Raw genomic sequence first — 23,343 nt, 5'->3', positions numbered from 1 at the left:
TTCTCACAGGCCGCGGGTCCGTGTTGTACTTGCATATTCGCCGGACCGGCTGACCCCGGTCCCCTGATACGCCGAGAGGAGGCGAGTCCTGTGATCAGCATCAACACCAGCTCCGTCGTCAAAATGGCCGATCGCTCGGCCGTCTCCCCGTGCATGCTCGGCGCCTCGAGTCAGGGCACTGGTCTGTCCGGCATTCCTGCCGCACGTCCGGCGTCCTCCGTTGCTCCCGCGGGCCTTGTCCTCCGTGAGCGCGATGAGCGACCGATCAAGGCACTGGAAGTGGTAGAGGCACAGGCGCAGACCTATGTCTTTGCGGCGGCCGGTGCCGGATTCCGGAAGCAGACGACGCAGCACCACCTGATGTGGGCCTTCCGTGGGCCAGAACCCTGGAGTGATCCAGCCTGATTCGATCAGGCCGGCGCCTTCAGGGCCGCGGAACCCCATCCGGGATCCGCGGCCCTTCTGTTTGTCCCCGAACGGGGACGACGGACCGAAGCGCCTCGGGACAAGACAAGAACCCGGTACCAGCCGCCACCCGGCCCACCGGCCGGAACGACCAGACGAGGAAGACGACCCGTGCAACTCGAAGCGCACGTCCCGTCCGTACCGCCTTCCGACACGATCCCCAAGCCTGGCTCCACGGAGGACCCGACCTTGACTCCGCTCACCGCGCTCACCGCGCTCGACGACGCCATCGAGAACCTCGGCGTACCCGTCCCGTGCCGTTCCTACGACCCGGAGGTCTTCTTCGCCGAGTCGCCGGCGGACGTGGAGTACGCCAAGTCCCTCTGCCGTACCTGCCCGCTGATGGAGGCCTGCCTCGCCGGCGCCAAGGAGCGGCGTGAGCCGTGGGGCGTCTGGGGCGGAGAGCTGTTCGTCCAGGGCGTTGTCGTCGCCCGGAAGCGGCCGCGTGGCCGCCCGCGCAAGAACCCGGTCACGGCATGAACACCCCAGGAACGATCGACCGCCCCCTCACGCACGACCCGCAGAAGCAGGCCCCGATGATGCCGACCCCCGACGAGCCCGCAGGCTCCGCGACCGAAGACTTCACCACCAGTGGTGCGAACGACTCGCGCCAGAACAGGACCCGTGAGATGCAACTCATTCCAGAAGCCCTGGCCCGTGCGCATATGCACGAGCGGCTGCACGAGGCCGAGCGGGAGCGCCAGGCCGTGCGTCTCGTGACCGCTCGCCGGATGCAGCGCCGCGCCGAGCGTGCCTCCCGGCGCGCCCGCCGCGCGCTCGCCATGGCCGTCATGCAGTAGTCGTGCGGCAGCGATTCCGCTGAGCAGGCCGGTTTCTCCGATCCGGCTGACCCAGCGGTCCCCCTCCACCGCGGGGGCCAGTCCGTGCCGAACGGGCCGGCCCCGCCGTGCGTTGTGCCGGACGGGCCGTCGGGTACGGCGTTATGGTCGCCGGGTGACGAGCCCTCTCCGTGGAGAACGGCACCCGTCGGCACTACCGCGCGGGCTGCTCCCGCGAGAACCTGCGGGCGATCGAGGGACGTCTGCACGCGCAGTGGTGGTGACGGCGGGCGCGGCCCGTGCGTCTCACGCCTGAGCCGCCGACTTCTCCTCCGCCGGGGCCCCCGCGCCTTCCGCATCCTCCGCGTCCGGTTCCTCCAGGAGGAACCCCGGCAGCCACTCCCGCAGTTCCTCGCGGAGCCGTACCGTCCCGCCCAACTGGCACAGCACACCGATCGTGCTCAGGGTCACCCGGTGTATCAGCAGATACGCCGGAGGGAGGTTGAGCTGCTTGGCCAGTTGGTAGGCGGGGGAGCGGGGGTCGCCGACGCGTGCGGCCTGACCGCGTATCCAGCCGCGGGTGAAGGTGAACGCCTCGACCTGCGCCGGTTCGATGATCGGCAGGAGGTACTCGAGGACCGCGTCGGGGTCCAGCTCGATGGTCTCCCTGACGAAACCCTCCACGCACAGCATCTGGTAGACGGCCTCCGCCTCGCCGTCCAGTGTCATCCGCAGTGCCTCGCCGATGGGGGTGGGCAGCCCGCCCGGGAGGCGGTCGACCGTGCCGAAGTCCAGCACGCCGAGACGCCAGTCGCCCTCGCCGTCCGGACCGCCGGGCAGCAGACGGAAGTTGCCCGGATGCGGATCGGCGTGCAGCAGCCCGGTGCGGGCCGGGCCGGAGAACAGGAACCGGGCCAGAAGCTGACCGGCCCGGTCGCGCTGCTCTTCCGTGCCGTCCGAAATGATCTCCGACAGGGGTATGCCGTCCATCCACTCGGTGACCAGTACCTGCTCGCACTGGTGGACCACTGCCGGTACGACGACATCGGGGTCGTCCGCGAACTCCTCGGCGTGGACCTGCTGGGCCTGGGCCTCCAGGGCGTAGTCCAGCTCCTCCGCGACCCGATCCTTCAGCTCCGTGATCAGTGGCTTGACGTCCATACCGGGGATGAGCGGGCCGAGTAGGCGGGCGAACCGGCTCAGCTGATTCAGGTCGGACAGCAGGGCCTCGCCGGCGCCCGGGTACTGAACCTTGACCGCCACCTCGCGGCCGTCGTGCCACACCCCCCGGTGCACCTGGCCGATCGAGGCCGCGGCGGACGGCTTGTCCTCGAACTCGAGGAACAGATCGTGCCAGCCCTCGCCGAGCCGCTCCTCCAGCACCGCGTGCACGGTGCGGGTCGGCATCGGCGGGGCCGCTTCCTGAAGCTTCGTCAGCGTCGCGCGGTAGGGCCCGGCGATGTCCTCCGGCAGGGCCGACTCGAAGACCGACAGGGCCTGGCCGAACTTCATCGCTCCGCCCTTGAGTTCGCCGAGCACCTTGAACAACTGCTCCGCGGTGCGCTGCTGCAACTCCCGGCCGACGATCTCCGCGGACTCTCCCACGATCCGCTTGCCGAGCCCCCAGGTCGCCCGCCCGGCGAAGCCGAGCGGGAGCGCGGCCAGCTTGGCGGTCCGGGTGACCGCCTTCCGGGGAAGATCAGACATGAGCCCTCCAAGTCCCTGCCGGCCGCTCCGCGTCCGCCATACGGCACGACTCCTTCGACGGCCCTTGCGAGGCCATTGTCTCGTGCGTCCGGCCGTATTCGGAGGTGTGTTCCGACATGCCTTTCGCCGCGTCCCCCTCCGCCGCTCCGCACGGGCACCCGGGACGCGCCCGGACCGGCCGCGGATGCCAGTGCAGACCTGGGAGGGAAGCCTCCCAGCGAGCGCCGGCACTGGACGGAACATGGCCGTCCAGGTGAGCCAGCGCGTGGGCGCCGGCCAGTCCGGCCACGGTCGCGGCCAGCGCCATGTCGCAGGCTCCCACACGGCGCTGCCGCCCGGAGCGCCACTGGGCGACCATACGGGGCCAGGCCGGGTCCCGGTCGGTCCGGCCCCCCTGGAGGCAGCCCGCGCAGCCGGTCTCACCGGGCAGGACGAGCGGACCGACGACACCGGTTCCCTCCGCCACTCCCGCGTAGAGATGGGGTGTTCCGGAGGCCACCAGGGTCTCGGCCCCGGACGGGTCCGGGGCGTGCACGGCGACGTCGTCCCGGGAAGCGAGGATCACCAGGGAGAATCCGGGATCGCCCCCCTCGTGCGGCGACCGGGCGGTCCGGCGCCGCGGTCGGTCCGGCGCGGCACGGCGTACGGCACGGCGGGCCGCCTCGTCCCTGCGATCGCCGACGGCTTCGGCGGGCAGGCCGCCCGGTGCGACGTCCCAGGGCTCGACCCGCCCGATGTCGCGCACGTCGACCTCACCCACGCCGGCTCCCGACAGCAGTGCCGCCAGCATCGCGCCCACCCGGCCCGCGCCCCTCACCTGCACCCGCGCGCCGCGGCGCGCGGCGAGTCGCCCGAGCGCGTCGCCCGGTGCGGAGGTGGTCAGGGTCAGCGACGCCAGATCGGGGCGCAGCCGGTCGAGGACCTCCCGCTTCTCGCGCAGGGCGTCGGCGGCCGGACCGCCGCCCCGGGAGTCGTCCAGGAGCCCGGCCCGCGACAGTCTGGTCACGAGCCGGTCGACATGGCCGTCGGGCAGATCCATGCGCCGGCCCTCCTCGCGCAGGCGATCGAGCCCGCGGGTGCCGTTGAGCAGGTCGAGGAAGCTGCCCGTCGCCGTGTCCACCGGCCCCAGGGTCAACGCGTGCGCGGGTGTCATCCCGAACTGCACGGTGTTGAGGTCGCGCCATCCGCGCCGGAGCGCGGGTTTCACCATCGGATGCATGCCAGGTCCCCGTATGCCCTTGATCGCTGCCGTAGTGCCGTAGTGCCGTGTGTCACCGACCCCGTCGCGGCACCGCTGAACTGCGGTACCCGGTACCGCTGGAACCCAGTACCGCCGAACCCGCTCGTGGGGCGGTCGACGAATGCCAGCATGCACGGCTTCGCATCGGTCTGCGGGAGGTTGTCCACAGATGGAGAGAATGATCTTATAAATCCTGCGCATGGTGGGGGGCATCGATATCGAAGCGTCCCGGAGCCGGGACTTCCCCGTGTGCAGCGGGTAACGTCGGGGCGTGCCCGCCGACCCACCGCACCGCGCCGCCACACCACAGCGCAGCACGACGAGCCAGTCGACGAACGGCTCACGGGCCAGCGCGATCGAGGTCCGCCGGAGTTCCCGCCGACGCAGAACGGTCTCCGCGTACCGCGAGGGCGATCGCACCGTCGTGCTCATTCCCGCCCGGATGTCCGAGGCGGAGGAGCAGCGCTGGGTGAACGTCATGCTCGACAAGCTGGCCGCCCAGGAGAGCAGGCGGGCACTCGGGGATACCGAACTGGCCGAGCGTGCCGAGCGGCTGTCGGCCCAGTACTTCGACGGGCGGGTCCTGCCCCGCTCCGTGCGGTGGGTGACCAACCAGAACACGCGCTGGGGCTCGTGCACGCCGTCCGAGGGCAGCATTCGCCTGTCGCACCGGCTGCAGGGCATGCCCGAGTACGTCGTCGACTACGTCCTCTGCCACGAGTTGGCGCATCTGCTGGTGCCCGGTCATGGGCCCCGTTTCTGGCGCCTGCTGGAGGCGTATCCGAAGACGGAACGGGCCCGGGGCTACCTCGAAGGCGTGGTCGCGGCCGAGCGGCTGCCGCATCTGCCCGGTACCCGCGACGAGGGAACACCGTCCGAGGTGAGCACACCGTAGGGGCACGCGCCTGTCGTGTACCGGGTCTGTACCGACTTCATCGGTTGTCCGGATTTGCCGTTAGCCTGGCGCGACGCACTCACATTCGGGATGGGGGACGGTCGTACGCATGGCCAGGGAATTCCAACGCGGCCACAAGGCCAGGATCAGTGATCTCACCGCGGGCACGGATCTGTACGTAGGCGTGCAGATCTCCGGCCCCGGGCTCACCTTCGACATCAGCTGCTTCGGTCTGGACGCCGAGGAACGGCTCTCGGACGACCGGTACTTCGTCTTCTTCAACCAGCCGAAGTCCCCCGAGGAGTCCCTGCAGCTCCTGGGTGCACAGGCGGGCGACACGGAATCCTTCCGGGTGACGCTGGACCGGATCCCGCAGCAGATCAAGAAGCTGTCCTTCACGGCGACGCTCGACGGCGCCGGGCAGATGTCCCAGATCGGTCCCGGGTACATCCGCATCGTGGCGGGCGGCGAGGAAGTGGCCCGCTACCCCTTCGACGGCTCGGAGTTCTCCACCGAGCGGGCCGTGATGCTGGGTGACTTCTACTTCAAGGACGTGTGGCGGTTCGCCGCCGTCGGTCAGGGCTTCGACGGCGGGCTCGATGCACTGCTGAAGAACTTCGGCGGTGAGGTGGCGGAGGAGGAGCCCGCCGCCCCGCAGCAGCCGCAGGCGGGCGGCGCCGCCCCCGGCTTCGCGCCGCCCGCGTTCGCCGTCCCCGGCGCCCCCGCGCCGGCCCCTCAGCCCGCCGCACAGGGCTTCGTCCCTCCCCCCGCCGCCACCCCGCCACCGGCTCCGGCACCGTCGGTGCACGCCGCGCAGACGATCGTCGCGCCCCTGCACACTCCGCCCGGCGGCTCCCCGGTGCCGCCTCCGGCCCCAGCGCCGGCGCCCTTCGGCCGGCCCGGCCAGCAGCCACCGCCGCCCGTCCCGCCCGCTCCCGGTCCGAGCGCGCCCCCTGGCTACGGCGCGCAGCCGCAGGCACCGCAGGCTCCCGCCCCGCCGCCTGGTTACGGCCAGCCGACACCCCCACCGGGCTACGGCCAGCAGATGCCGCCCGGACAGATGCCGCCCGGACAGATGCTCGGCCAGCAGGCTCCCTACGGAGCACCGCAGGACGTCCCCCAGGGCGCACCGCAGACCCCGGGTGTGCTCGGCGCGCTCCAGATGTTCAAGGAGACGCCCACCGGGCAGCGCTGGACCCAGCAGAACGGGAAGCTCGTCCGCGTCGACCTCGGCATCGGCGGACAGCCCGTGCTGGCCCGTCAGGGCAGCATGGTCCTCTACCAGGGCAAGGTCGACTTCAGCTACAAGGGCGCGGGGTTCAGCGGTCGGATCGTGGGCAACGCGACTGGCCAGGAGATGCAGCTGATGCGCTGCACGGGCCAGGGCCAGGTGTTCTTCGCCGAGGACGCCACGATGCTGCACCCGATCGAGCTCCAGGGCGACGCCGTGTGCGTCTCCGCCGAGAACGTCCTCGCCTTCGACGAAGGCCTCCAGTATGAGGTCCGCCGCATCGAGGGGCACGGCATTCCCGGTGGCGCGCTGTTCACGATGCAGTTCCAGGGAACCGGCACCATCGTCGTGAAGACGCACGGTGTGCCCGTGGTGCTGCCGGTGACCCCCACCACGTTCGCCGACTGCAACGCCGTGGTCGCCTGGTCGGCCGCCTCCCAGGTGATCGTCTCCAGCCAGGTGCGGATGCGCCGCAACTCCTACCCCGGTGACACCGGGGAGAGCGTCAACCTCCAGTTCCGGGGAGCGCCCGGCAACTTCATCGTCGTCCAGCCGTACGAGATCTGAGGGAGCCCGTCATGAACCAGCCACTCGCGGGCTACGCCCCCGCCCCCGTCACCGCGCGCATGGAGAACCACGGCAATCACATGCTGAAGGTCGCCATGCAGACCGGAAACGACCTCCTCGCGCGCGTGGGGTCGATGGCCGCCTACGAAGGGTTCATCCAGTACGAGCCCAACCCGTCGGCCGTGCGCCAGATCGCGCGGGACTGGATGACCGGGGAGGGTGCGCCGCTGATGAAGTGCTCCGGCGACGGCCTGCTCTACCTCGCCGACTACGGTGCGAACGTCGTCGTCATCAACCTCAATGGCGACGGCATCTCCGTCAACGCCACCAACCTGCTCGCCTTCGACGCCCACCTGTCGTGGGGCGTGGAGCGGGTGAAGGGCCTGGCGAAGTTCGCCGGGCAGGGCCTGTGGAACACCAAGATCTCCGGGCAGGGCTGGGTCGCGCTGACCTCCCGGGGCAAGCCGATCGTCGTCGACTGCGGCGGTGGCGAGGACGAGACGTACGTCGACCCGGACGCCCTGGTCGCCTGGTCCCCGAACCTCAAGGTGAAGGGCAAGCGCAGCTTCCGGGCACAGTCGCTGATCGGCCGCGGCAGCGGCGAGGCCTACCAGATGGCGTTCTCCGGTCAGGGCATCGTCGTCGTCCAGCCCAGTGAGGACAGCACCGACCGTCTCCGGGTCCGGGGCTGAGGGGGAGCGACCACACCATGCAGAGCCCGCTTTTCGCCTACAACGACCAGCAGACCCAGGAACGCTGGAGCCTGCAGAACAAGCAGATGCTCCGGGTCGTCCTGGAGGGTCACGACGACATCCTCGCCCGCAAGGGCAGCATGATCGCCTACCAGGGACTCGTCGAGTTCGACGCCGAGTACCAGAGCCGCGGTCAGTCACGCAGCCGTGCGCGCACCGGTGAGGGGCTGGACCTGATGCGCTGCCACGGGCAGGGCATCGTCTACCTCGCCAACCTCGCCCAGCACATCCATGTCATGGACGTGGACCATGAGGGGCTGACCGTCGACAGCAGCTACGTGCTCGCGATGGACTCCTCGCTGCACCACGAGGTCATCGCCGTCGACAGCCTGTACGGCATCTCCGGCTCCGGGAAGTACCAGCTCAACATCACCGGCCAGGGCAAGGTCGCCCTGATGACCTCCGGCATGCCGCTGCTGATGCAGGTGACGCCGGACAAGTACGTCAACTGCGACGCCGACGCGATCGTGGCCTGGTCCACCGGGCTGCGCGTGCAGTTGCAGGCCCAGACCCACTCCTCCGGAGTGTGGCGGCGCCGCGGCAACACCGGTGAGGGCTGGGAGCTCAGCTTCATGGGCAGCGGCTTCGCACTCGTCCAGCCCAGCGAGCTGCTGCCGCCGCAGAACGCCCAGATCGGCTCCGGCCTCGCCGCGCAGTACGGCATGGGCCAGCAGGGCGCCCGCGGACAGAACCAGGGCAACGTCTGGAGCTGAGCGTTCAGCCGGGGCAGAGGTGAGGGGCGGCCGCCACGGGCGGTCGCCCCTCACGCGTGCGCACCCGTGCGTCAGACGCCCAGTCTCGTCCGGGTCGCTTCCAGCAGGCGGACGACCGACGCGTCGGCCACGTCCGCCACCTCGTCGTACGGGAACCAGCGCAGGTCGAGCGACTCGTCGCTGATGGTGTGCGCGGCGTCCGGGGACGCCACGGCCGCGTACTGGACGTCGAAGTGCCTGTGGCAGGGCGGCGGGATCGCATGCCGGTCCAGACGCACCGGCCCGCCCTTCAGGAGCGTCAGCCCCGCGATGCCCGACTCCTCGGTGGCCTCTCGCAGAGCCGCCGACTCGAGCGAGGGGTCGCCCGGCTCGCAGTGACCGCCCATCTGCAGCCACATCCGCAGCTTCCGGTGCAGGGTCAGCAGCACCCGGGCGCGCCCGGGATCGATGACCAGGGCGCTCGCGGTGATGTGGCCGGTGTCGCAGGCCTTCCACATGCCGTCCTGGTGCGCGGTGAGGTGGTCGAGGTAGGCCTGGCGGAGTTCCGGCTGGTTCTCGTACCCCTTGAGCACGAGAACCGTGTCGTCGTACAGGCTCACTCGGTGCCGTCGCCCTTGTCCTCGCCGGTGTCCTCGTCCGGGCTTCCGTTCCTGCCCTCGTCCTTCTTCCTGAGGTCGGGCTTGTCGGCCGCCTCGCCGAGCATCTTGTCCAGCTCGGAGAAATCGATCTGCTCGCGGTGCACGAAACCGTCCGGGTCGTCCAGGTCGGTGGCCGTCGGCAGCATGTCCGGGTGGGCCCACAGGGCGTCCCGGCCGTCGACCCCGCGCGCGTCCGTGAGCGAGGCCCACAGGCGCGAGGCGTCGCGCAGCCGGCGCGGGCGCAGCTCCAGACCGATCAGCGTGGCGAACGTCTGCTCCGCGGGGCCGCCCGAGGCGCGACGGCGACGCAGCGTCTCGCGCAGCGCGTCCGCGGACAACAGCCGGGGCTTCGCCGCCGCGTGCACCACGGCATCCACCCAGCCCTCGACGAGGGCCAGCGCCGTCTCGAGACGGGCCAGGGCGACCTTCTGCTGCGGGGTGTCCTCCGGCTGGAACATGCCCTGCTGGAGAGCCTCCTGCAGCTGCTCCGGGTTCTGCGGGTCGAACTGGCCGACGACGTCTTCCAGTTTGGCGGTGTCGACCTTGATGCCGCGCGCGTAGCCGTCGACCGCGCCGAACAGATGCGAGCGCAGCCACGGCACGTGAGCGAACAGGCGCTGGTGGGCGGCCTCGCGCAGAGCGATGTACAGCCGCACCTCCTCCTGCGGGATGCCCAGGTCCTTACCGAACGCCGCGATGTTCACCGGTAGCAGCGCGGCCTTGCCGGCCGGGCCGAGCGGCAGCCCGATGTCGGAGGAGCCGACGACCTCACCGGCCAGCACGCCGACGGCCTGGCCGATCTGGGTGCCGAACATGGCGCCACCCATCGAGCGCATCATGCCGATCAGCGGGCCCGCCATGGCCTGCATCTCCTCCGGCAGCACGTCGCCCATGGCGGTCCCGACGCGCTCGGCGACCGGGTCGACGAGCTCCCGCCACGCCGGCAGTGTCGCCTCGACCCACTCCGCGCGGCTCCACGCCACCGAGGAGGCCGCACCGGACGGCAGCGAGGTGGCGTCGTCCAGCCACAGGTCGGCCAGACGGACGGCGTCGTCGACGGCCCTGCGCTCGGCGGGGCCGACGCTCGCGTCCTTCGTGCCGTCCGAGGTGCCCTGGGAGACGGTCTGGCGGGCGATCTGCTTGGCCATGTCCCAGTTCACCGGGCCGCCCTCGTAGGAGAGCATCTGTCCGAGCTGCTGGAACGCGGCGCCCAGGTCGTTGGGGTTCAGGGAACCGAACATCGCGGCGAACGGATTGTCGGCGCCGGGGCCACCGAAGCCGCCGGCTCCGGGCATGCCGAAACCGAACGGGTTGGCCGGGTCCTGACCACCACCGCTCTGCGGGTCCTTCTTCTTGCCCTCGTCGCCGTCGTCCGGCTCCTCCGGCGGAAGGCCGAATCCGAATGGGGTGTCACTCACGGGATTCCTCGGCTGATAGGGCCACCGGTTCTTTCCGGCGGCACGGTTGCCCGACAACACCACCCAGCGTAGACACCTGAAGCGGTTTGGGCCTCGATGCTTCGCCGACAGAAGGCCTGCGGCAGGATGGATGCCACCTGGTACACATGCTTCGCATGCGCTCGTACTGAAGACAACCGCTGGAGACGCCCGGTGAGTTCCCCAGATCCGCAGGTTCGCGCAGCGCGAAACGAGTCAACCCGCCCGTCGCCCCCGAGTGGGCCCGTCGTCGCGGTCACCGGCGCCGCGGCCGGTGTCGGCGCGCTGCTCACCGAGCGGCTCGCCGTCTCGAAGGAGATCAAGCAGGTCATCGCCATCGACGAGCGCCGCGGCGAGTGCGCCGAGGCGCAGTGGCACATCCTGGACGTACGGGATCCCGCCATCGCGGACAAGCTGCGCGGGGCGGACGTCGTGGTCCACCTGGCACTCGACCTCGACCTGGAGACCGATGCCGCCGCCCGAACGGCCTACAACGTCCGGGGGACGCAGACCGTCCTGACGGCCGCCGCGGCCGCCGGGGTGCGCCGGGTGGTGCTGTGCACCTCGACGATGGTCTACGGGGCGCTCCCGGACAACGAGCTGCCGCTGTCCGAGGACGCGGAACTGCGGGCCACGGCCGAGGCCACTGGCGTGGGCGATCTCCTGGAGATCGAGCGGCTCGGGCGCAGGGCGCCCCGCGCGCACCCCGGGCTCAACGTCACGGTGGTACGGCCCGCTGTGCTGGTGGGAGGCACCGACACCGCGCTGACCAGGTACTTTGAGTCCCCGCGACTGCTCGTGGTGGCCGGCTCGCGGCCCGCGTGGCAGTTCTGCCACGTCGATGATCTGTGCAGCGCTCTGGAGTACGCGGTCCGGGAAGAGGTCGACGGTGAGCTGGCCGTCGGGTGCGACGGATGGCTGGAGCAGGAGGAGGTCGAGGAACTCAGCGGTATCCGGCGGATGGAGCTGCCGTCGGCGGTCGCGCTGGGCGCGGCGGCACGGCTGCACCGGATCGGGCTGACCCCCTCCCCGGCCGGGGACCTGGCGTACACGATGCACCCCTGGGTGGTCAGCGGGAGCCGGCTGCACGACGCAGGGTGGCGGCCCGCCTACACCAACGAGGAGGTGCTCGCCGAGTTGCTCGGGGAGGTCTCCGGCCGGCACACGGTCGTCGGGCGGCGACTCGGCCGCAAGGACGCGACGGCGGCGGGCGCCGCGGGGGCGACGGTGGCCCTGCTGGGCGCGGCCGCGGTGGTGCGGCGGGCGCGGAAGGCCCGTCGGCGGATCTGAGAACCGGGCGGGAGCCACCGGCCGGGAGACCCCGCACGCGTGCGGGGTGACGGGGTGGCGGGGCTATTCCGTGTTGTCGTGGGCGTGGGGCACGATGGGGGCATGGCATCCACGAATGATCACCCCGGTGAGCAGGCGGCACAGGATCCGATCAAACTGCTCGCGATCCGGGACGCGCCACTGTCCGTGGACGAGATCTTCCGGGCCGTCGGCGACGACGCGGCCGGCGGGACGGCGCTGTTCGTGGGGACCGTGCGCAATCACGACGGCGGGACCGACGTCGACGAGCTGGGGTATTCGTGCCACCCGAGCGCCGAGGACGAGATGCGGCGGATCGCCGAGAAGGTCGCCGCCGAGTACCCCGTGCGGGCGCTGGCCGCCGTGCACCGGGTGGGAGAGCTTCGGGTCGGGGATCTGGCCGTCGTCGTCGGTGTGTCGTGCCCGCACCGGGGCGAGGCCTTCGAGGCCTGCCGGAAGCTGATCGACGACCTCAAGCACGAGGTGCCCATCTGGAAACACCAGAAGTTCTCGGACGGAACAGAGGAGTGGGTCGGCGCGTAGCGCCGTCATGGGTGGGGTGGTGGTCGGGCGACGGGTGGGCGGGTCGGCGCGTAGCGCCGTCGTGGGTGGGGGCCTGCTGAGGTGTTCCGTGCCCCGTTCTGGACTCCGGTTGCGTAACCGCACCCCGGGTATGAGCGTTGTCACTGCGGATGGTTAATCTGCTGATCAGTCAGTCGCGGACGCTCATGGGGTTGGGAGGTCGGTATGGCCGCTCTTGCCTGGTTGCTGATTCCGTTTGTGGCTGCGATCGGCGCGGGACTGTGGGGAAGCTGGGCCAACCGCACTCGCAGAGCGCGGAGCGACGGCCCCGAGCTCGTCGGTTACGCCCGTTTCCGTGAGGCCATGGAGAGGCCCCGGCCGTCGGGCGACTGAGGGCCGGAAAGCTACAGGTCACCGGTGTACGACAAGGTCAGGGCAGCCCGTCCGGGCGGCCCTGACGGTGCGCTGACAGGCCTGTCCCGTACTGTCGGTGCATGCCACGCCGCACCGCGACGATGCTCGCCTCCACCCTGATGCTGATCGCACTCCTGTGCGCGGGTGTGTTCCTCCCCGTGCCTTACGCGGAGATGTCCCCGGGGCCGACGGTGGACACTCTGGGCGATCACGATGGCGAGCCGGTGCTGCACATCGAAGGGCGCAAGACCTATCCGACCGACGGCCACCTCAACATGACCACGGTGCGGGTCACGAGCGCCGACTACCGGATGAACCTGGTCGAGGCCGTCTACGGATGGCTCGCGCACGACAACAAGGTCGTGCCGCACGAGACGCTCTACCCCGACGGCAAGACGGAGGAGGAGTCCACCCAGGAGAACGCCGAGGAGTTCAGCCAGTCCCAGGAGAGCGCCAAGGTCGCGGCACTGAAGGCACTCGACGTCCCGGTGAAGTCCTGGGTGATCGTCGCCACGGTCGTCAAGGGATCCCCCGCCGAGGGCAAGCTGCACGCAGGCGACGTGATCAAGAGCGTCGACGGCAGCGCGGTGCGCAAGCCGGCCGATGTCGCCGAGCTCGTGACCAAGCACAAGCCCGGCGACGACGTCGCCTTCACGATCGTGCCCGCCAAGGAGCAGGCCGCCGCCGAGAAGGAGAACCGGACGCCGACGCGGACCGAGAAGGTCACGATCACCACCACGACCTCCGACGACGCGGGAGACAAGCGCGCCATCGTCGGAATCGCCGCCGGGACCGACCACACCTTCCCGTTCAGCATCGACATCAAGCTCGCCGACGTCGGCGGGCCGAGCGCCGGTCTGATGTTCGCGCTCGGCATCTACGACAAGCTCACCCCTGGCAGCCTGACCGGCGGGGCGTTCGTCGCCGGCACCGGCACGATCGACGACACCGGCAAGGTCGGGCCGATCGGCGGGATCGAGATGAAGACGGTCGGCGCGCGCGCCAAGGGCGCCCAGTACTTCCTCACGCCTGCGGACAACTGCGCGGCGGCCGCCGAGGACACCCCCGAGGGCCTCACCCTCATCAAGGTGAACACCATCGACGACGCCCTCGGCGCGATGAAGGACCTCGGCTCCGGTGACACCGCGGACCTGCCGAAGTGCACGACCTCCTGACCGCGCGGGTACGCCTCCTGCCGCCCGCGCGGGCTACTCCGCGAACGTCGCCATCAGTGCCTCCGCCAGGCCCGGCACCAGGGCGGACCCGGTGAGGACCTCCGTGGGTGAGTCCTTCTCCCGCAGCCGCAGCGCGGAATCGCGGGCACCGTCGCGCAGGACCGCGACCGTCATACGGACCTCCTGGCGCTCCGGGTGCTTCGCCACCCAAGCCGCCAGCGCGGCCTCGTCCAGATTCTGCGGAACCTGGGCCTCCGCGGACGGCGGCAGCATCAGGCGCTCCACGGTCAGGGCACAGCCGGCCACCGAGTCGGGCCAGGCGATGGTGCCCAGGAACTCGTCGAGCGGCTTGCCCGTTGGAATCTCGTCCTGCTCGATCGGGGTGAGGGCGGTTGTCTCCTGCTCGTCGCCCAGACCGAGCCGGTCCGCCAGCAGGGGCTGTTCGGCGCGGAGCCGCGCGGTGTCTACAAGGGCGAAGAGACGGGCAGGCTGGTCCCAGCCGAGGCCGGAGACGTACTCGTCGATCTCGAGTACGGCCCGGGTGAGCGGGCTCGCCGCCATGGGTGTGTTGGACATGGTCACAATCCTCTCTCGTTCATGGCCGGAATCGGGAACCGAGTAAAGGGTGAGTAAGTTGCATAGGTGGGGCCCACGATTACAGGGCCACACACGGTCCACGAACTCGCGGACCTGACGAATCAACAGCGATTTTCGAGGTGCCTACCTTGGCTTTCCAGATGCCGGACCGTGGCGGAGGCCCGACAGGGCCACGGATGAGAGTGGGCCGCCCGTCCCGGCGGGTCCGGACCCTGCTCATGACTTTGGGCGTCCTGGCCGTCCTCGGCATGGTGTTCACCATGTTCGCGGGGTTCTGGACCGACTGGTTGTGGTACCGCTCGGTCGACTACTCGTCGGTGTTCACGACGACCCTGTGGACCAAGATCGGGCTCTTCTTCGTCTTCGGCCTGCTGATGGCCCTCGCGGTCGGCTTCAACATCTGGCTGGCGCACCGGATGCGGCCGCCGCTGAGTGCCATGTCGTTGGAGCAGCAGAACCTCGACCGGTACCGGATGAGCATCGCGCCCTACAAGAAGTGGCTGCTGCTCGGCATCACCGCACTGGTGGGGCTGATCGCCGGCGCCTCGGCGTCGAGTCAGTGGCGGACCTGGCTGATGTGGGTCAACGGCGTGCCGTTCGACCAGAAGGACCCGCAGTTCAAGCTCGACGTCTCGTTCTACGCCTTCGATCTGCCCTGGTACCGGTTCATGCTCGGGTTCGGCTTCGCCGCCGCGATCCTGTCACTCATCGCCGCGGCGCTGACGCACTACCTGTACGGCGGGCTGCGGGTCACCAGTCCCGGCGCGCGGGCCACGGCGGCGGCCACCGGGCACCTGTCGGTGCTCCTCGGCGTCTTCGTCGCCCTGAAGGCGGTCGCGTACTGGCTCGACCGGTACGGCCTGGCCGTCAAGTCCAGCGACTTCAAGGCGACCGACAACTGGACCGGTCTGCGGTACGTCGACGCCAACGCCTATCTGCCGGCCAAGACGATCCTGTTCTGCATCGCCGTCATCTGCGCGCTGCTGTTCTTCGCCACCCTGTGGCGGCGTACCTGGCAGCTGCCCGTGATCGGCTTCGGCCTGATGGTGCTGTCGGCGATCCTCATCGGCGGCCTGTACCCGGCGATCGTGCAGAAGTTCCAGGTCCAGCCGAACGAGCAGGCCAAGGAAGCGCCGTACGTCGAGAAGAACCTCGAGGCGACGCGTGAGGCCTACGGCATCGACGACGCCCAGGTCGACGAGTACCCGGGGACCAGCCAGACCGAGGACAAGACCAAGCTCCGGGACCAGGTCTCCGAGACGGCGAGCATCCGGATCATGGACCCGAACATCGTCTCGCCGACGTTCCAGCAGCTCCAGCAGATCAGGAACTACTACGCGTTCCCGACCAACCTGGACGTGGACCGCTATCCCGATCCCAAGACCGGCGCGGAGCAGGACACCGTCATCGGTCTGCGCGAGATCAACCTCAACGGCATCCCGAAGCGGAACTGGATCAACGACCACTTCCGGTACACCCACGGATACGGTGCCGTTGCCGCCAAGGGCACCAGTGCCGACGACGGCCGTCCGGTGTTCACCGAGTCCGATCTGCCGTCCAAGGGCGACCTCGGCACGTACGAGCAGCGCGTCTACTACGGCGAGCGGACGACGACGTACTCGATCGTCGGCGGTCCCCAGAAGGAGATCGACTACTCCGACGACAGCGGCGAGAAGACGACCAGCTACGAGGGCGACAGCGGGGTCAACCTCGCCAACCCGGTCAACCGGGCCGCCTACGCCGCGGCGTTCAGCGAGCCGCAGATCCTGTACTCCGGTGCCATCGGCGAGGGCTCTCGGATCCTGTACAACCGCACGCCCAAGGAGCGCGTCGAGGCGGTCGCCCCGTGGCTGACCATCGACGGCGACGCCTACCCCGCGGTGGTGGACGGCCGGATCCAGTGGATCGTCGACGCCTACACGACCACCAACGGCTATCCGTACGCGTCGCGGACGACCCTCGGTGACACCACGGCCGACTCGCTGACCGCCACCAACGACAACCGCGCGGTGGTGGCCCAGGAGAACCAGGTCAACTACATCCGCAACTCGGTGAAGGCGACCGTCGACGCGTACAGCGGCGAGGTCAAGCTCTACCAGTGGGACACCCAGGATCCCGTTCTGAAGACGTGGATGAAGGCGTTCCCGGACACGGTGGAGCCGAGGAGCGAGATCTCCGGCGGCCTGATGGACCACCTGCGGTATCCGCAGGACCTGTTCAAGGTGCAGCGCGAACTGCTGACCCGCTACCACGTGAAGGACGCCACCACGTTCCTCAGCGGCAGCGAGGTGTGGCAGGTGCCGGCCGACCCGACGAACAAGACGGGCGACGCGGTACCGCCGTACTACCAGAGCATGAAGATGCCCGATCAGGAGGAACAGGCCTTCTCGCTCACCACGACGTTCACTCCGAACGGCCGTGACAACCTCAGTGCCTTCATGGCGGTCGACGCCGAGGCGGGCAGCGAGGGGTACGGCAAGATCAGAGTCCTGAAACTGCCGACGAGCACCACGGCAGCCGGACCCAAGCAGGTGCAGAGCCAGTTCAACTCCGAACAGGACATCGCCGAGTCGATCAGGCTGCTGAGAGGCGGCGACTCCGAGGTTGAGTACGGCAACCTGCTGGCCGTCCCGCTCGACGGCGGACTGCTGTACGTGGAGCCGGTCTACGTACGCGGTGGTGGACTCAAGTACCCGCTGTTGCGGAAGGTGTTGGTGACCTACGGAGGCCAGACCGCCTTCGAGGACACGCTCGAGCAGGCTCTCGACAAGGTCTTCGGGACGGAGGGCTCGACCACCGAGCCGCCACCGGGCGAGGACGAAGGCACGCAGCCGCCGCCGACGTCCGACAACCCGTCGGTCCAAAAGGCCCTGAGCGACGCCCAGGACGCCTTCCAGGCCGGCCAGGAAGCCCTGCAGAAGAACGACTGGGAGGCCTACGGCAAGGCGCAGAAGGATCTCGAGGACGCCTTGCGCAGGGCCGAGGAGGCCCAGGCCGCGGACGGCGGAGGTGGTTCCGGCGGCTCGGACGCATCAAAGAGCAGTCCCAGCCCCGATCCGAGTCCGAGCAGTTAGCAAGCGGCCTGGTCAAAGGCCCACCCCGCGCCGTGGTACGGTTGTACACACAACGGCGCGGGGTGGAGCAGCTCGGTAGCTCGCTGGGCTCATAACCCAGAGGTCGCAGGTTCAAATCCTGTCCCCGCTACTGAAGTCGCGATGGTGGCGACACCAAAGGCCCGGATTCCTCAAGGAATCCGGGCCTTTGTGGTGTGCGAACGCATGTGCCGAATCCGGCGACGGCCGCGCCGGCGACGGGAGTTGACCGATCTGTGTTTGACTTGTCTCTCTGTGGGCATGTCGACAAAACGCTGAAGTGACCTTACTGACTGCGGCATACCAGGTGTACCCAGGTTGCAGGTGGTGCGACGATGGACGTTATGGGGGATAGGGCAACTCTGTACGAGACAGGGCGTTTTGAGCAGCCTTCCCTGCGGGAGGAACCTCGCGACGAGACTGGGGAAGCCGCCGACGAGGCGGCCGAGGAACTGCGTCGGCGGCTCGCTGCCGAAGCCGGCGACGTGGAGGCGATGAGCGTCCTCGGCGCCATGCTGCTGCGGCGCGGTGACCTCGCCGGAGCCGAACCCCAGCTGCGTGCCGCCACCGCCGCGGGCGACCGCGCCGCCGCCAACAACCTGGGCGTCCTCCTGTTCCAGCGGGGCTACGCGGAGGAGGCCGCGGGATGGTGGCGGGTCGCCGCCGTCGCCGGTTCCGCCCCGGCGGCCCACGCGCTCGGCCGGCACCACCGCGAGCGCGGCGACGAGCCCGCCGCCGAGTACTGGCTGCGCCAGTCCGCCGAGCAGAACCACGTGCTGGGCGCCTACGCACTCGCCGATCTGCTGGAGCACCGCGGGGACACGGCAGGGGCCGAGCGCTGGATGCGGGCCGCCGCCGAGCGGGGGCACCGGGAGGCCGCCTACCGGCTGGCCAGGGCGCTGGACCGGAAGGCCGCGGAGGAGGCCGACGACAGAGGCCGCCCGTTAACGGAGGAGGCCGAGCAGTGGTACCGGCAGGCCGCCGCGCGGGGGCACCGCCGGGCCGCACTGCACCTCGGCGTGATCCTGGAGAAGCGCGGCGAGCTCAAGGAGGCCGGCCGCTGGTACCTGACGTCCGCCAAGGACGGGGAGGTGCGGGCCGCCTGCGCGCTCGGTTTCCTGCTGCGTGACGCCGGAGACACCGACAACGCCGCCGTCTGGTGGCTGCGCGCGGCCCAGGACGGCGACGGCAACGCCGCCAACGCGCTGGGCGCCCTGCACGCCGAGCGCGGCGAGACCCAGACCGCCGAACGCTGGTACCGGGCCGCGATGGACGCGGGCGACGTCAACGGCGCGTACAACCTCGCCCTGCTCTGCGCCGAGCAGGGCCGGACCGGACCGGCTGAGCAGTGGTACCGCCGGGCCGCCTACGCCGGTCACCGCGAGGCGGCCAACGCGCTGGCGATCCTGCTGCTGACGGCCGGGGACGAGACGGGCGCGGAGCCCTGGTTCTCCAAGGCCGCGGAGGCGGGAAGCGTGGACGCCGCCTTCAACCTCGGCATCCTGTACGCGGGCCGGGGAGAACGAGGCCGCGCTGCGCTGGTACGAGCGGGCGGCGGCCGCCGGGCACACGGAAGCCGCGCTCCAGGTCGGCATGGCCCGGCTGCGCGACGGCGACGAGGGTGAGGCGGAGCGGTTCCTGCGGTGCGCGGCGGGCGGCGGCAGCGCCGAGGCCGCATACCGCCTGGCCACCGTCCTGGACGCCCGTCGCCCGCCGGAGCCCGCGCACGAGCTGGGCGAGCCGGTGAGCCGCCGCAGCGAGTGCGAGGAGTGGTACGAGCGCGCGGCCTCCCAGGGTCACCGGCGCGCGCAGGTACGCGTCGGCATGCTCGCCGCGGCCCGCGGTGACGTGGTCGAGGCGGCCCGCTGGTACCGGGAGGCGGCCGAGGCCGGTTCCCGCAACGGCGCCTTCAACCTGGGCCTGCTGCTGGCCCGGGAGGGCAGTGAGCCCGAGGCGGCCGTGTGGTGGACCCGTGCGGCCGACGCCGGACACGGCCGCGCGGCCCTGCGGCTTGCCCTGGTCTACGCGCGCCGGGGCGAGCTCGCCGAGGGCCAGCGCTGGGCCGACCGCGCGGCGGCGCTGGGCCCGGCGGCGGTCGCGGAACGCGCGATCCGCCTGCGTGACGCGCTCCGCGAGGAGCTGTCCGCGTGACGGCGCACCCGGGTCGGGGCCGTGGCCCGCACCTCAAGGGCCCCGCACCTCAAGGGCCCCGCACCTCAAGGGCTCACGGCCCCCACGAAAGGGATTTGCTTCCGTCCACGTCCTTGACGTAACGTTGCGTTCATCGACGCGGGGTGGAGCAGCTCGGTAGCTCGCTGGGCTCATAACCCAGAGGTCGCAGGTTCAAATCCTGTCCCCGCTACTGAAGATCGAGGGCCGGAATCCGAAAGGGTTTCGGCCCTCGGTGTATGTCCCTCTTCAGACTCTCAGACGCACGAAAAAGACCCGGCACCGCCGGGTCTTTTTCGTGCGTCTGAGAGGAGGACGGCGCAGGCAGGGTCCTACGCCGCGGCGCAGTTCGGGCAGACGCCCCGATACGTCATCTCGACGCCCGAGATCGTGAAGCCGAAGCGCTCGGTGTCGGGGAGATCGGCCAGCGGGTTGCCCGTCGGGTGCACGTCCCGGATCGCGCCGCACTGCGCGCACACCAGGTGGTGGTGCGGCCGGTGGGCGTTCGGGTCGTAACGCTTGGCTCGTTTGTCCGTGGCGACTTCCAGTACCTCACCGAGGGTGACCAGTTCGCCCAACGTGTTGTAGACGGTCGCTCGGGATATCTCCGGCAGCCTCGTGACGGCCCTGGCGTGCACCTCGTCGGCTGTCAGATGGACGTGATCGCCGTCGAGGACCTCGGCCACCACACGACGCTGTGCGGTCATCCGCCAGCCACGTCCGCGCAGTCGTTCCAGAAGGTCGCTCATGAACACCAGCCTAACAGCTAGAGGGACCAGGCCCCGAACAGGTGTGATTTTGGAGCGTTACTTGACTTAGACACTGTCCATTGTGGGATCAGTGCTGGCTTTGGCCAAGGGTGAGTACTTCGGCGAGCGGCTGGAGGCCGCGGTCCGGGCCCTGCGCGGCTGATTCCAGCGCTGGACCGCTTGTCGTTGCGGCGGGCCGGGCCCCCTTCCGGGGAGCCCGGCCGTTTTGTATGCGGGCCGCACCCGGCGCGTACGTCGGGCGCGGCCCTCCCTCCGGTTACGCCGGTGCGCGCTGGGCGGCCTGCTGCCGTACGGGGGCCCAGCAGCGGATGATGTCGCGCACCGAGACGATGCCGACGGGCTCGTCTTGCTCCAGGACGATCAAATGGCGGAAGCCGCCGTGCGTCATGGCGTGAGCGGCGTCCTCGAGCGTCCAGGACGGGGTGGCGAAGACGACGTCGGTCGTGGTGTGGGAGTGGGCGCGCTCGGAGTCCGGGTCCTGGCCCAGCCCCAGGGAATTGAGGATGTCGCGTTCGGTGAGAATGCCGATGCCGGTGCCGTCGGGGTCGAGGACCACGGCCGCGCCAACGCGGCGGGCGGACATCAGGACGGCGGCCTGGCGAAGGGTGTGGGTGGGACCGATGGTGAGGACCACCGTACTCATGGCGTCGCGGACGAGCATGGGATGGAGCCACCTCCTACGGAAACCGTGCCGGCGGACGTCGGGCCGATCCGCTAGTTCACGGTTTCACAAGTTCACAAGCGGGGGACTCTCACAGTCGCAGGTAAAGAGGGCGTCAACAAGAGGGCGTGTGCGGCGGAACGAGGACACGCCCTCGGATCGGACGTCAGTAGCGCTGGTTGAGATAGCCCAGCAGCTCGTCGTGCAGCAGCCCGTTCGACGCGGCCGCGTTGCCGCTGTGCGGTCCGGGGCGGCCGTCGAGTCCGGTGAAGCTGCCGCCGGCCTCGGTGACCACGATCGAGGTGGCGGCCATGTCCCAGAGCGACAGCTCCGGTTCCGCGCACATGTCCACCGACCCCTCGGCGACCATCATGTACGGCCAGAAATCGCCGTACGCGCGCGTGCGCCACACCTCGCGGGTGAGGTCGAGGAAGCCGTTCAGGCGCCCCTGCTCCTCCCAGCCGCTGAGCGAGGAGTACGCGAAGGAGGCGTCGGAGAGCTTGGAGACCCTGGAGACCTGGAGCCGGGAGGCCTGGGACAGGCTGCGGCCGCTGAAGGCGCCGTGGCCCTGTGCGGCCCACCAGCGGCGGCCCAGAGCGGGAGCCGAGACGAGCCCGACGACGGGCTGGAAGCCCCCCTCTCCGGCCTCCATCAGGGAGATCAGCGTGGCCCAGACCGGGACGCCGCGTACGTAGTTCTTGGTGCCGTCGATCGGATCGATCACCCAGCGCCGCGGCCCCGTGCCCTCCACCCCGTACTCCTCGCCGAGGACCGCGTCCCTCGGGCGGGCACGCTTCAGGTGGCCCCGGACGACGTCCTCCGCGCCCTTGTCCGCCTCGGTCACCGGCGTCATGTCCGGTTTGGTCTCCACCTTGAGGTCGAGGGCCTTGAACCGGTCCATCGTCGCGGCGTCGGCAGCGTCCGCGAGGACGTGGGCGAGACGCAGGTCGTCAAGGTAGTCGGGCATGCAACGAACCGTATCTGCCGAGGTGGGGCCAGAGCTACCGGGGGTTTCGCGGGCGTGTGCCCGCTGTGCGCCGCCGTGTACGGACCGTGCGCGGGGCGCGCGCGGGGCGCGTACGGACCGGGCACGGGCCGCGCACCGGCCGAGCGGCCGGGACACCTCCCGCGGCCCCGGAACTCCGCACCCCACGCGGACCCTTGACAGTGCCCGGCGGCGCGTCAAATCTGAAGCGCAGAGCCGCTCGCCCGCCCCGAGGGAGGCGATGATGCCTGCAGCGCGGGAATCTCTGCTGGACGCCGCTTACACGGCACTCGCGCGTCGCCCGTGGTCCGCGGTGCGGATGGTGGACGTGGCCGCGGACGCCGGGGTGTCCCGGCAGACGCTCTACAACGAGTTCGGCAGCAAGGACGGACTCGCCAGGGCCCTGGTCCGCAGGGAGGCCGACGGCTACCTCGCCGGCGTCGACCGCGCCCTCACCGTCCATCACGACCCCCGCGACCGGCTCACCGCGGCGGCCGAGTGGACCGCCGTCACGGCCGCCGGGAACGCCCTGGTCCGGGCCATGCTCACCGGCTGCTGGAGCGAGCGCCTTCCCTCCCCGACCCTGGCGCCGGTCCGGTCCGGCTCCGCCGTGCCCGCCCAGCGCCGCGCCGATGGCCCACTGCCCTCGCCCGGCGATCTCGTCGCCCTCGTCCGCGACCGCGCCGTGGCAGCCCTGACCAGCGCCGGTGTGCCCAGGGCCGACACCGCCGAGCTGGCCCGCTCCTGCGAGCTGGTGGTGCGCCTCGCTTTGTCCTGCGTCGCCGCGCCGCCGCCGGCCGAGGGCGGCATCGCCGACCTGGTCCGCAGCGCCCTGAACCGTCAGCCGGTGCCGTAGCGCCGCACGCTCACGGCGATCGGCGTCCCGCGCTCACTGCGCCGATCCCGACAGCTGCAGTCCGATCACTCCGATGATCACGAGGGAGATCGACACGATCTTCAGCGTCGACACCAGGTCACCCAGGAACACCATCCCGTAGATCGCCGTCCCCGCCGCCCCGATCCCCGTCCACACGGCGTACGCCGGCCCGACGTCGAGTTTCTTTAGGGACAGGGTCAGCAGGCCGAAGCTGCCCAGCGCGAACACGCAGAAGGCGACCGTCGGCCACAGCCGTGTGAAGCCGTAGGACAGCTTCAGACACACGGCGAACCCGGTTTCCAGCAACCCGGCCACCACGACCATGAGCCACGCCATGTGTCGTCCTCCCG

General features: G+C 70.3%; 21 protein-coding genes, 2 tRNA genes and 1 pseudogene. 15 read left to right on the top strand and 9 right to left on the bottom strand.

Annotated features, from left to right (window positions below):
• Window positions 1-90 precede the first annotated feature (90 nt).
• From WJ438_RS14455 to WJ438_RS14445, 3 genes are all read left to right on the top strand, one after another.
• Window positions 91-405 (top strand): hypothetical protein, encoded by a 315-nt coding sequence (locus WJ438_RS14455; RefSeq protein ID WP_406725604.1) that lies wholly within the window; start codon window positions 91-93, stop codon window positions 403-405.
• A gap of 171 nt (window positions 406-576) precedes the next feature.
• Complete coding sequence (locus WJ438_RS14450) at window positions 577-945, top strand: WhiB family transcriptional regulator (RefSeq protein WP_030835084.1); 369 nt, start codon at window positions 577-579, stop codon at window positions 943-945.
• Window positions 942-1,265 (top strand): hypothetical protein, encoded by a 324-nt coding sequence (locus WJ438_RS14445; protein ID WP_406725603.1) that lies wholly within the window; start codon window positions 942-944, stop codon window positions 1,263-1,265. The genes WJ438_RS14450 and WJ438_RS14445 overlap by 4 nt, the downstream gene beginning before the upstream one ends.
• Before the next feature lie 285 nt (window positions 1,266-1,550).
• Here WJ438_RS14445 and WJ438_RS14440 read toward each other — a convergent pair whose 3' ends face one another.
• Both WJ438_RS14440 and WJ438_RS14435 read right to left on the bottom strand, forming a co-directional pair.
• Complete coding sequence (locus tag WJ438_RS14440; protein WP_406725602.1) at window positions 1,551-2,951, bottom strand: ABC1 kinase family protein; 1,401 nt, start codon at window positions 2,949-2,951, stop codon at window positions 1,551-1,553.
• Complete coding sequence (locus tag WJ438_RS14435) at window positions 2,944-4,170, bottom strand: ThiF family adenylyltransferase (protein ID WP_406725601.1); 1,227 nt, start codon at window positions 4,168-4,170, stop codon at window positions 2,944-2,946. Before WJ438_RS14435 ends, WJ438_RS14440 begins: the two co-directional genes overlap by 8 nt.
• 292 nt (window positions 4,171-4,462) lie before the next feature.
• Between WJ438_RS14435 and WJ438_RS14430 the strand changes: the two genes are divergently transcribed.
• From WJ438_RS14430 to WJ438_RS14415, 4 genes are all read left to right on the top strand, one after another.
• A complete protein-coding gene (locus tag WJ438_RS14430) occupies window positions 4,463-5,086 on the top strand; it encodes a M48 family metallopeptidase (protein WP_406725600.1) in 624 nt (207 codons plus the stop codon).
• A 109-nt stretch (window positions 5,087-5,195) separates the two neighbouring features.
• Entirely contained in the window at window positions 5,196-6,884 is a 1,689-nt protein-coding gene (locus WJ438_RS14425) for a TerD family protein (RefSeq protein ID WP_406725599.1), read from the top strand.
• Between the two features lie 11 nt (window positions 6,885-6,895).
• Window positions 6,896-7,576 (top strand): AIM24 family protein, encoded by a 681-nt coding sequence (locus WJ438_RS14420; protein WP_406725598.1) that lies wholly within the window; start codon window positions 6,896-6,898, stop codon window positions 7,574-7,576.
• A gap of 17 nt (window positions 7,577-7,593) precedes the next feature.
• A complete protein-coding gene (locus WJ438_RS14415; RefSeq protein ID WP_406725597.1) occupies window positions 7,594-8,349 on the top strand; it encodes an AIM24 family protein in 756 nt (251 codons plus the stop codon).
• A gap of 71 nt (window positions 8,350-8,420) precedes the next feature.
• Here WJ438_RS14415 and WJ438_RS14410 read toward each other — a convergent pair whose 3' ends face one another.
• Window positions 8,421-8,948, bottom strand: a complete 528-nt coding sequence (locus WJ438_RS14410) for an NUDIX hydrolase (protein ID WP_406725596.1) — start codon at window positions 8,946-8,948, stop codon at window positions 8,421-8,423.
• Window positions 8,945-10,405, bottom strand: a complete 1,461-nt coding sequence (locus tag WJ438_RS14405; protein ID WP_406725595.1) for a zinc-dependent metalloprotease — start codon at window positions 10,403-10,405, stop codon at window positions 8,945-8,947. Before WJ438_RS14405 ends, WJ438_RS14410 begins: the two co-directional genes overlap by 4 nt.
• Window positions 10,406-10,597: 192 nt before the next feature.
• Here WJ438_RS14405 and WJ438_RS14400 point away from each other — a divergent pair, with 192 nt between their 5' ends.
• The 3 genes from WJ438_RS14400 (at window position 10,598) to WJ438_RS14390 (ending at window position 13,842) form a co-directional block, all read left to right on the top strand.
• On the top strand, window positions 10,598-11,713 hold the full coding sequence (locus WJ438_RS14400) for an SDR family oxidoreductase (RefSeq protein WP_406725594.1): 1,116 nt from the start codon (window positions 10,598-10,600) through the stop codon (window positions 11,711-11,713).
• Between the two features lie 102 nt (window positions 11,714-11,815).
• Window positions 11,816-12,274 (top strand): molybdenum cofactor biosynthesis protein MoaE, encoded by a 459-nt coding sequence (locus tag WJ438_RS14395; RefSeq protein WP_406725593.1) that lies wholly within the window; start codon window positions 11,816-11,818, stop codon window positions 12,272-12,274.
• Window positions 12,275-12,747: 473 nt separating this feature from the next.
• Complete coding sequence (locus WJ438_RS14390; RefSeq protein WP_406725592.1) at window positions 12,748-13,842, top strand: PDZ domain-containing protein; 1,095 nt, start codon at window positions 12,748-12,750, stop codon at window positions 13,840-13,842.
• Between the two features lie 33 nt (window positions 13,843-13,875).
• On the opposite strand, the gene WJ438_RS14385 is transcribed toward WJ438_RS14390, so the two are convergent.
• Window positions 13,876-14,418 (bottom strand): PPA1309 family protein, encoded by a 543-nt coding sequence (locus tag WJ438_RS14385; RefSeq protein WP_406725591.1) that lies wholly within the window; start codon window positions 14,416-14,418, stop codon window positions 13,876-13,878.
• A gap of 161 nt (window positions 14,419-14,579) precedes the next feature.
• On the opposite strand from WJ438_RS14385, the gene WJ438_RS14380 reads away from it, so the two are divergent.
• From WJ438_RS14380 to WJ438_RS14365, 4 genes and pseudogenes are all read left to right on the top strand, one after another.
• Complete coding sequence (locus WJ438_RS14380) at window positions 14,580-17,513, top strand: UPF0182 family protein (RefSeq protein ID WP_406729689.1); 2,934 nt, start codon at window positions 14,580-14,582, stop codon at window positions 17,511-17,513.
• A 56-nt stretch (window positions 17,514-17,569) separates the two neighbouring features.
• Window positions 17,570-17,643 (top strand) — tRNA-Met (locus WJ438_RS14375).
• A gap of 223 nt (window positions 17,644-17,866) precedes the next feature.
• Window positions 17,867-19,682: pseudogene (locus WJ438_RS14370) on the top strand (tetratricopeptide repeat protein).
• Window positions 19,683-19,819: 137 nt separating this feature from the next.
• A tRNA-Met gene (locus tag WJ438_RS14365) sits at window positions 19,820-19,893 on the top strand.
• 139 nt (window positions 19,894-20,032) lie between these two features.
• Here WJ438_RS14365 and WJ438_RS14360 read toward each other — a convergent pair.
• From WJ438_RS14360 to hisN, 3 genes are all read right to left on the bottom strand, one after another.
• On the bottom strand, window positions 20,033-20,449 hold the full coding sequence (locus tag WJ438_RS14360; RefSeq protein WP_406725590.1) for a Fur family transcriptional regulator: 417 nt from the start codon (window positions 20,447-20,449) through the stop codon (window positions 20,033-20,035).
• A 277-nt stretch (window positions 20,450-20,726) separates the two neighbouring features.
• A complete protein-coding gene (locus tag WJ438_RS14355) occupies window positions 20,727-21,131 on the bottom strand; it encodes a cyclic nucleotide-binding/CBS domain-containing protein (RefSeq protein WP_406725589.1) in 405 nt (134 codons plus the stop codon).
• Between the two features lie 166 nt (window positions 21,132-21,297).
• Window positions 21,298-22,098 carry a histidinol-phosphatase gene (gene hisN, locus WJ438_RS14350; RefSeq protein ID WP_406725588.1) on the bottom strand — a complete coding sequence of 267 codons (801 nt, stop codon included), beginning with the start codon at window positions 22,096-22,098 and terminating at the stop codon, window positions 21,298-21,300.
• A gap of 259 nt (window positions 22,099-22,357) precedes the next feature.
• Here hisN and WJ438_RS14345 point away from each other — a divergent pair, with 259 nt between their 5' ends.
• Entirely contained in the window at window positions 22,358-22,972 is a 615-nt protein-coding gene (locus WJ438_RS14345) for a TetR/AcrR family transcriptional regulator (protein ID WP_406725587.1), read from the top strand.
• 33 nt (window positions 22,973-23,005) lie between these two features.
• Here WJ438_RS14345 and WJ438_RS14340 read toward each other — a convergent pair whose 3' ends face one another.
• Complete coding sequence (locus WJ438_RS14340; protein ID WP_406725586.1) at window positions 23,006-23,329, bottom strand: DMT family transporter; 324 nt, start codon at window positions 23,327-23,329, stop codon at window positions 23,006-23,008.
• Window positions 23,330-23,343: the final 14 nt, after the last annotated feature.

Origin of the sequence: Streptomyces sp. GD-15H (assembly GCF_045291515.1) — a bacterium.
In the GTDB taxonomy this organism is placed as follows: Bacteria; Actinomycetota; Actinomycetes; order Streptomycetales; family Streptomycetaceae; genus Streptomyces.
The sequence above is the reverse complement of the archived record's forward strand: the minus strand, read 5'-3'. Positions and strand labels throughout refer to the sequence as shown.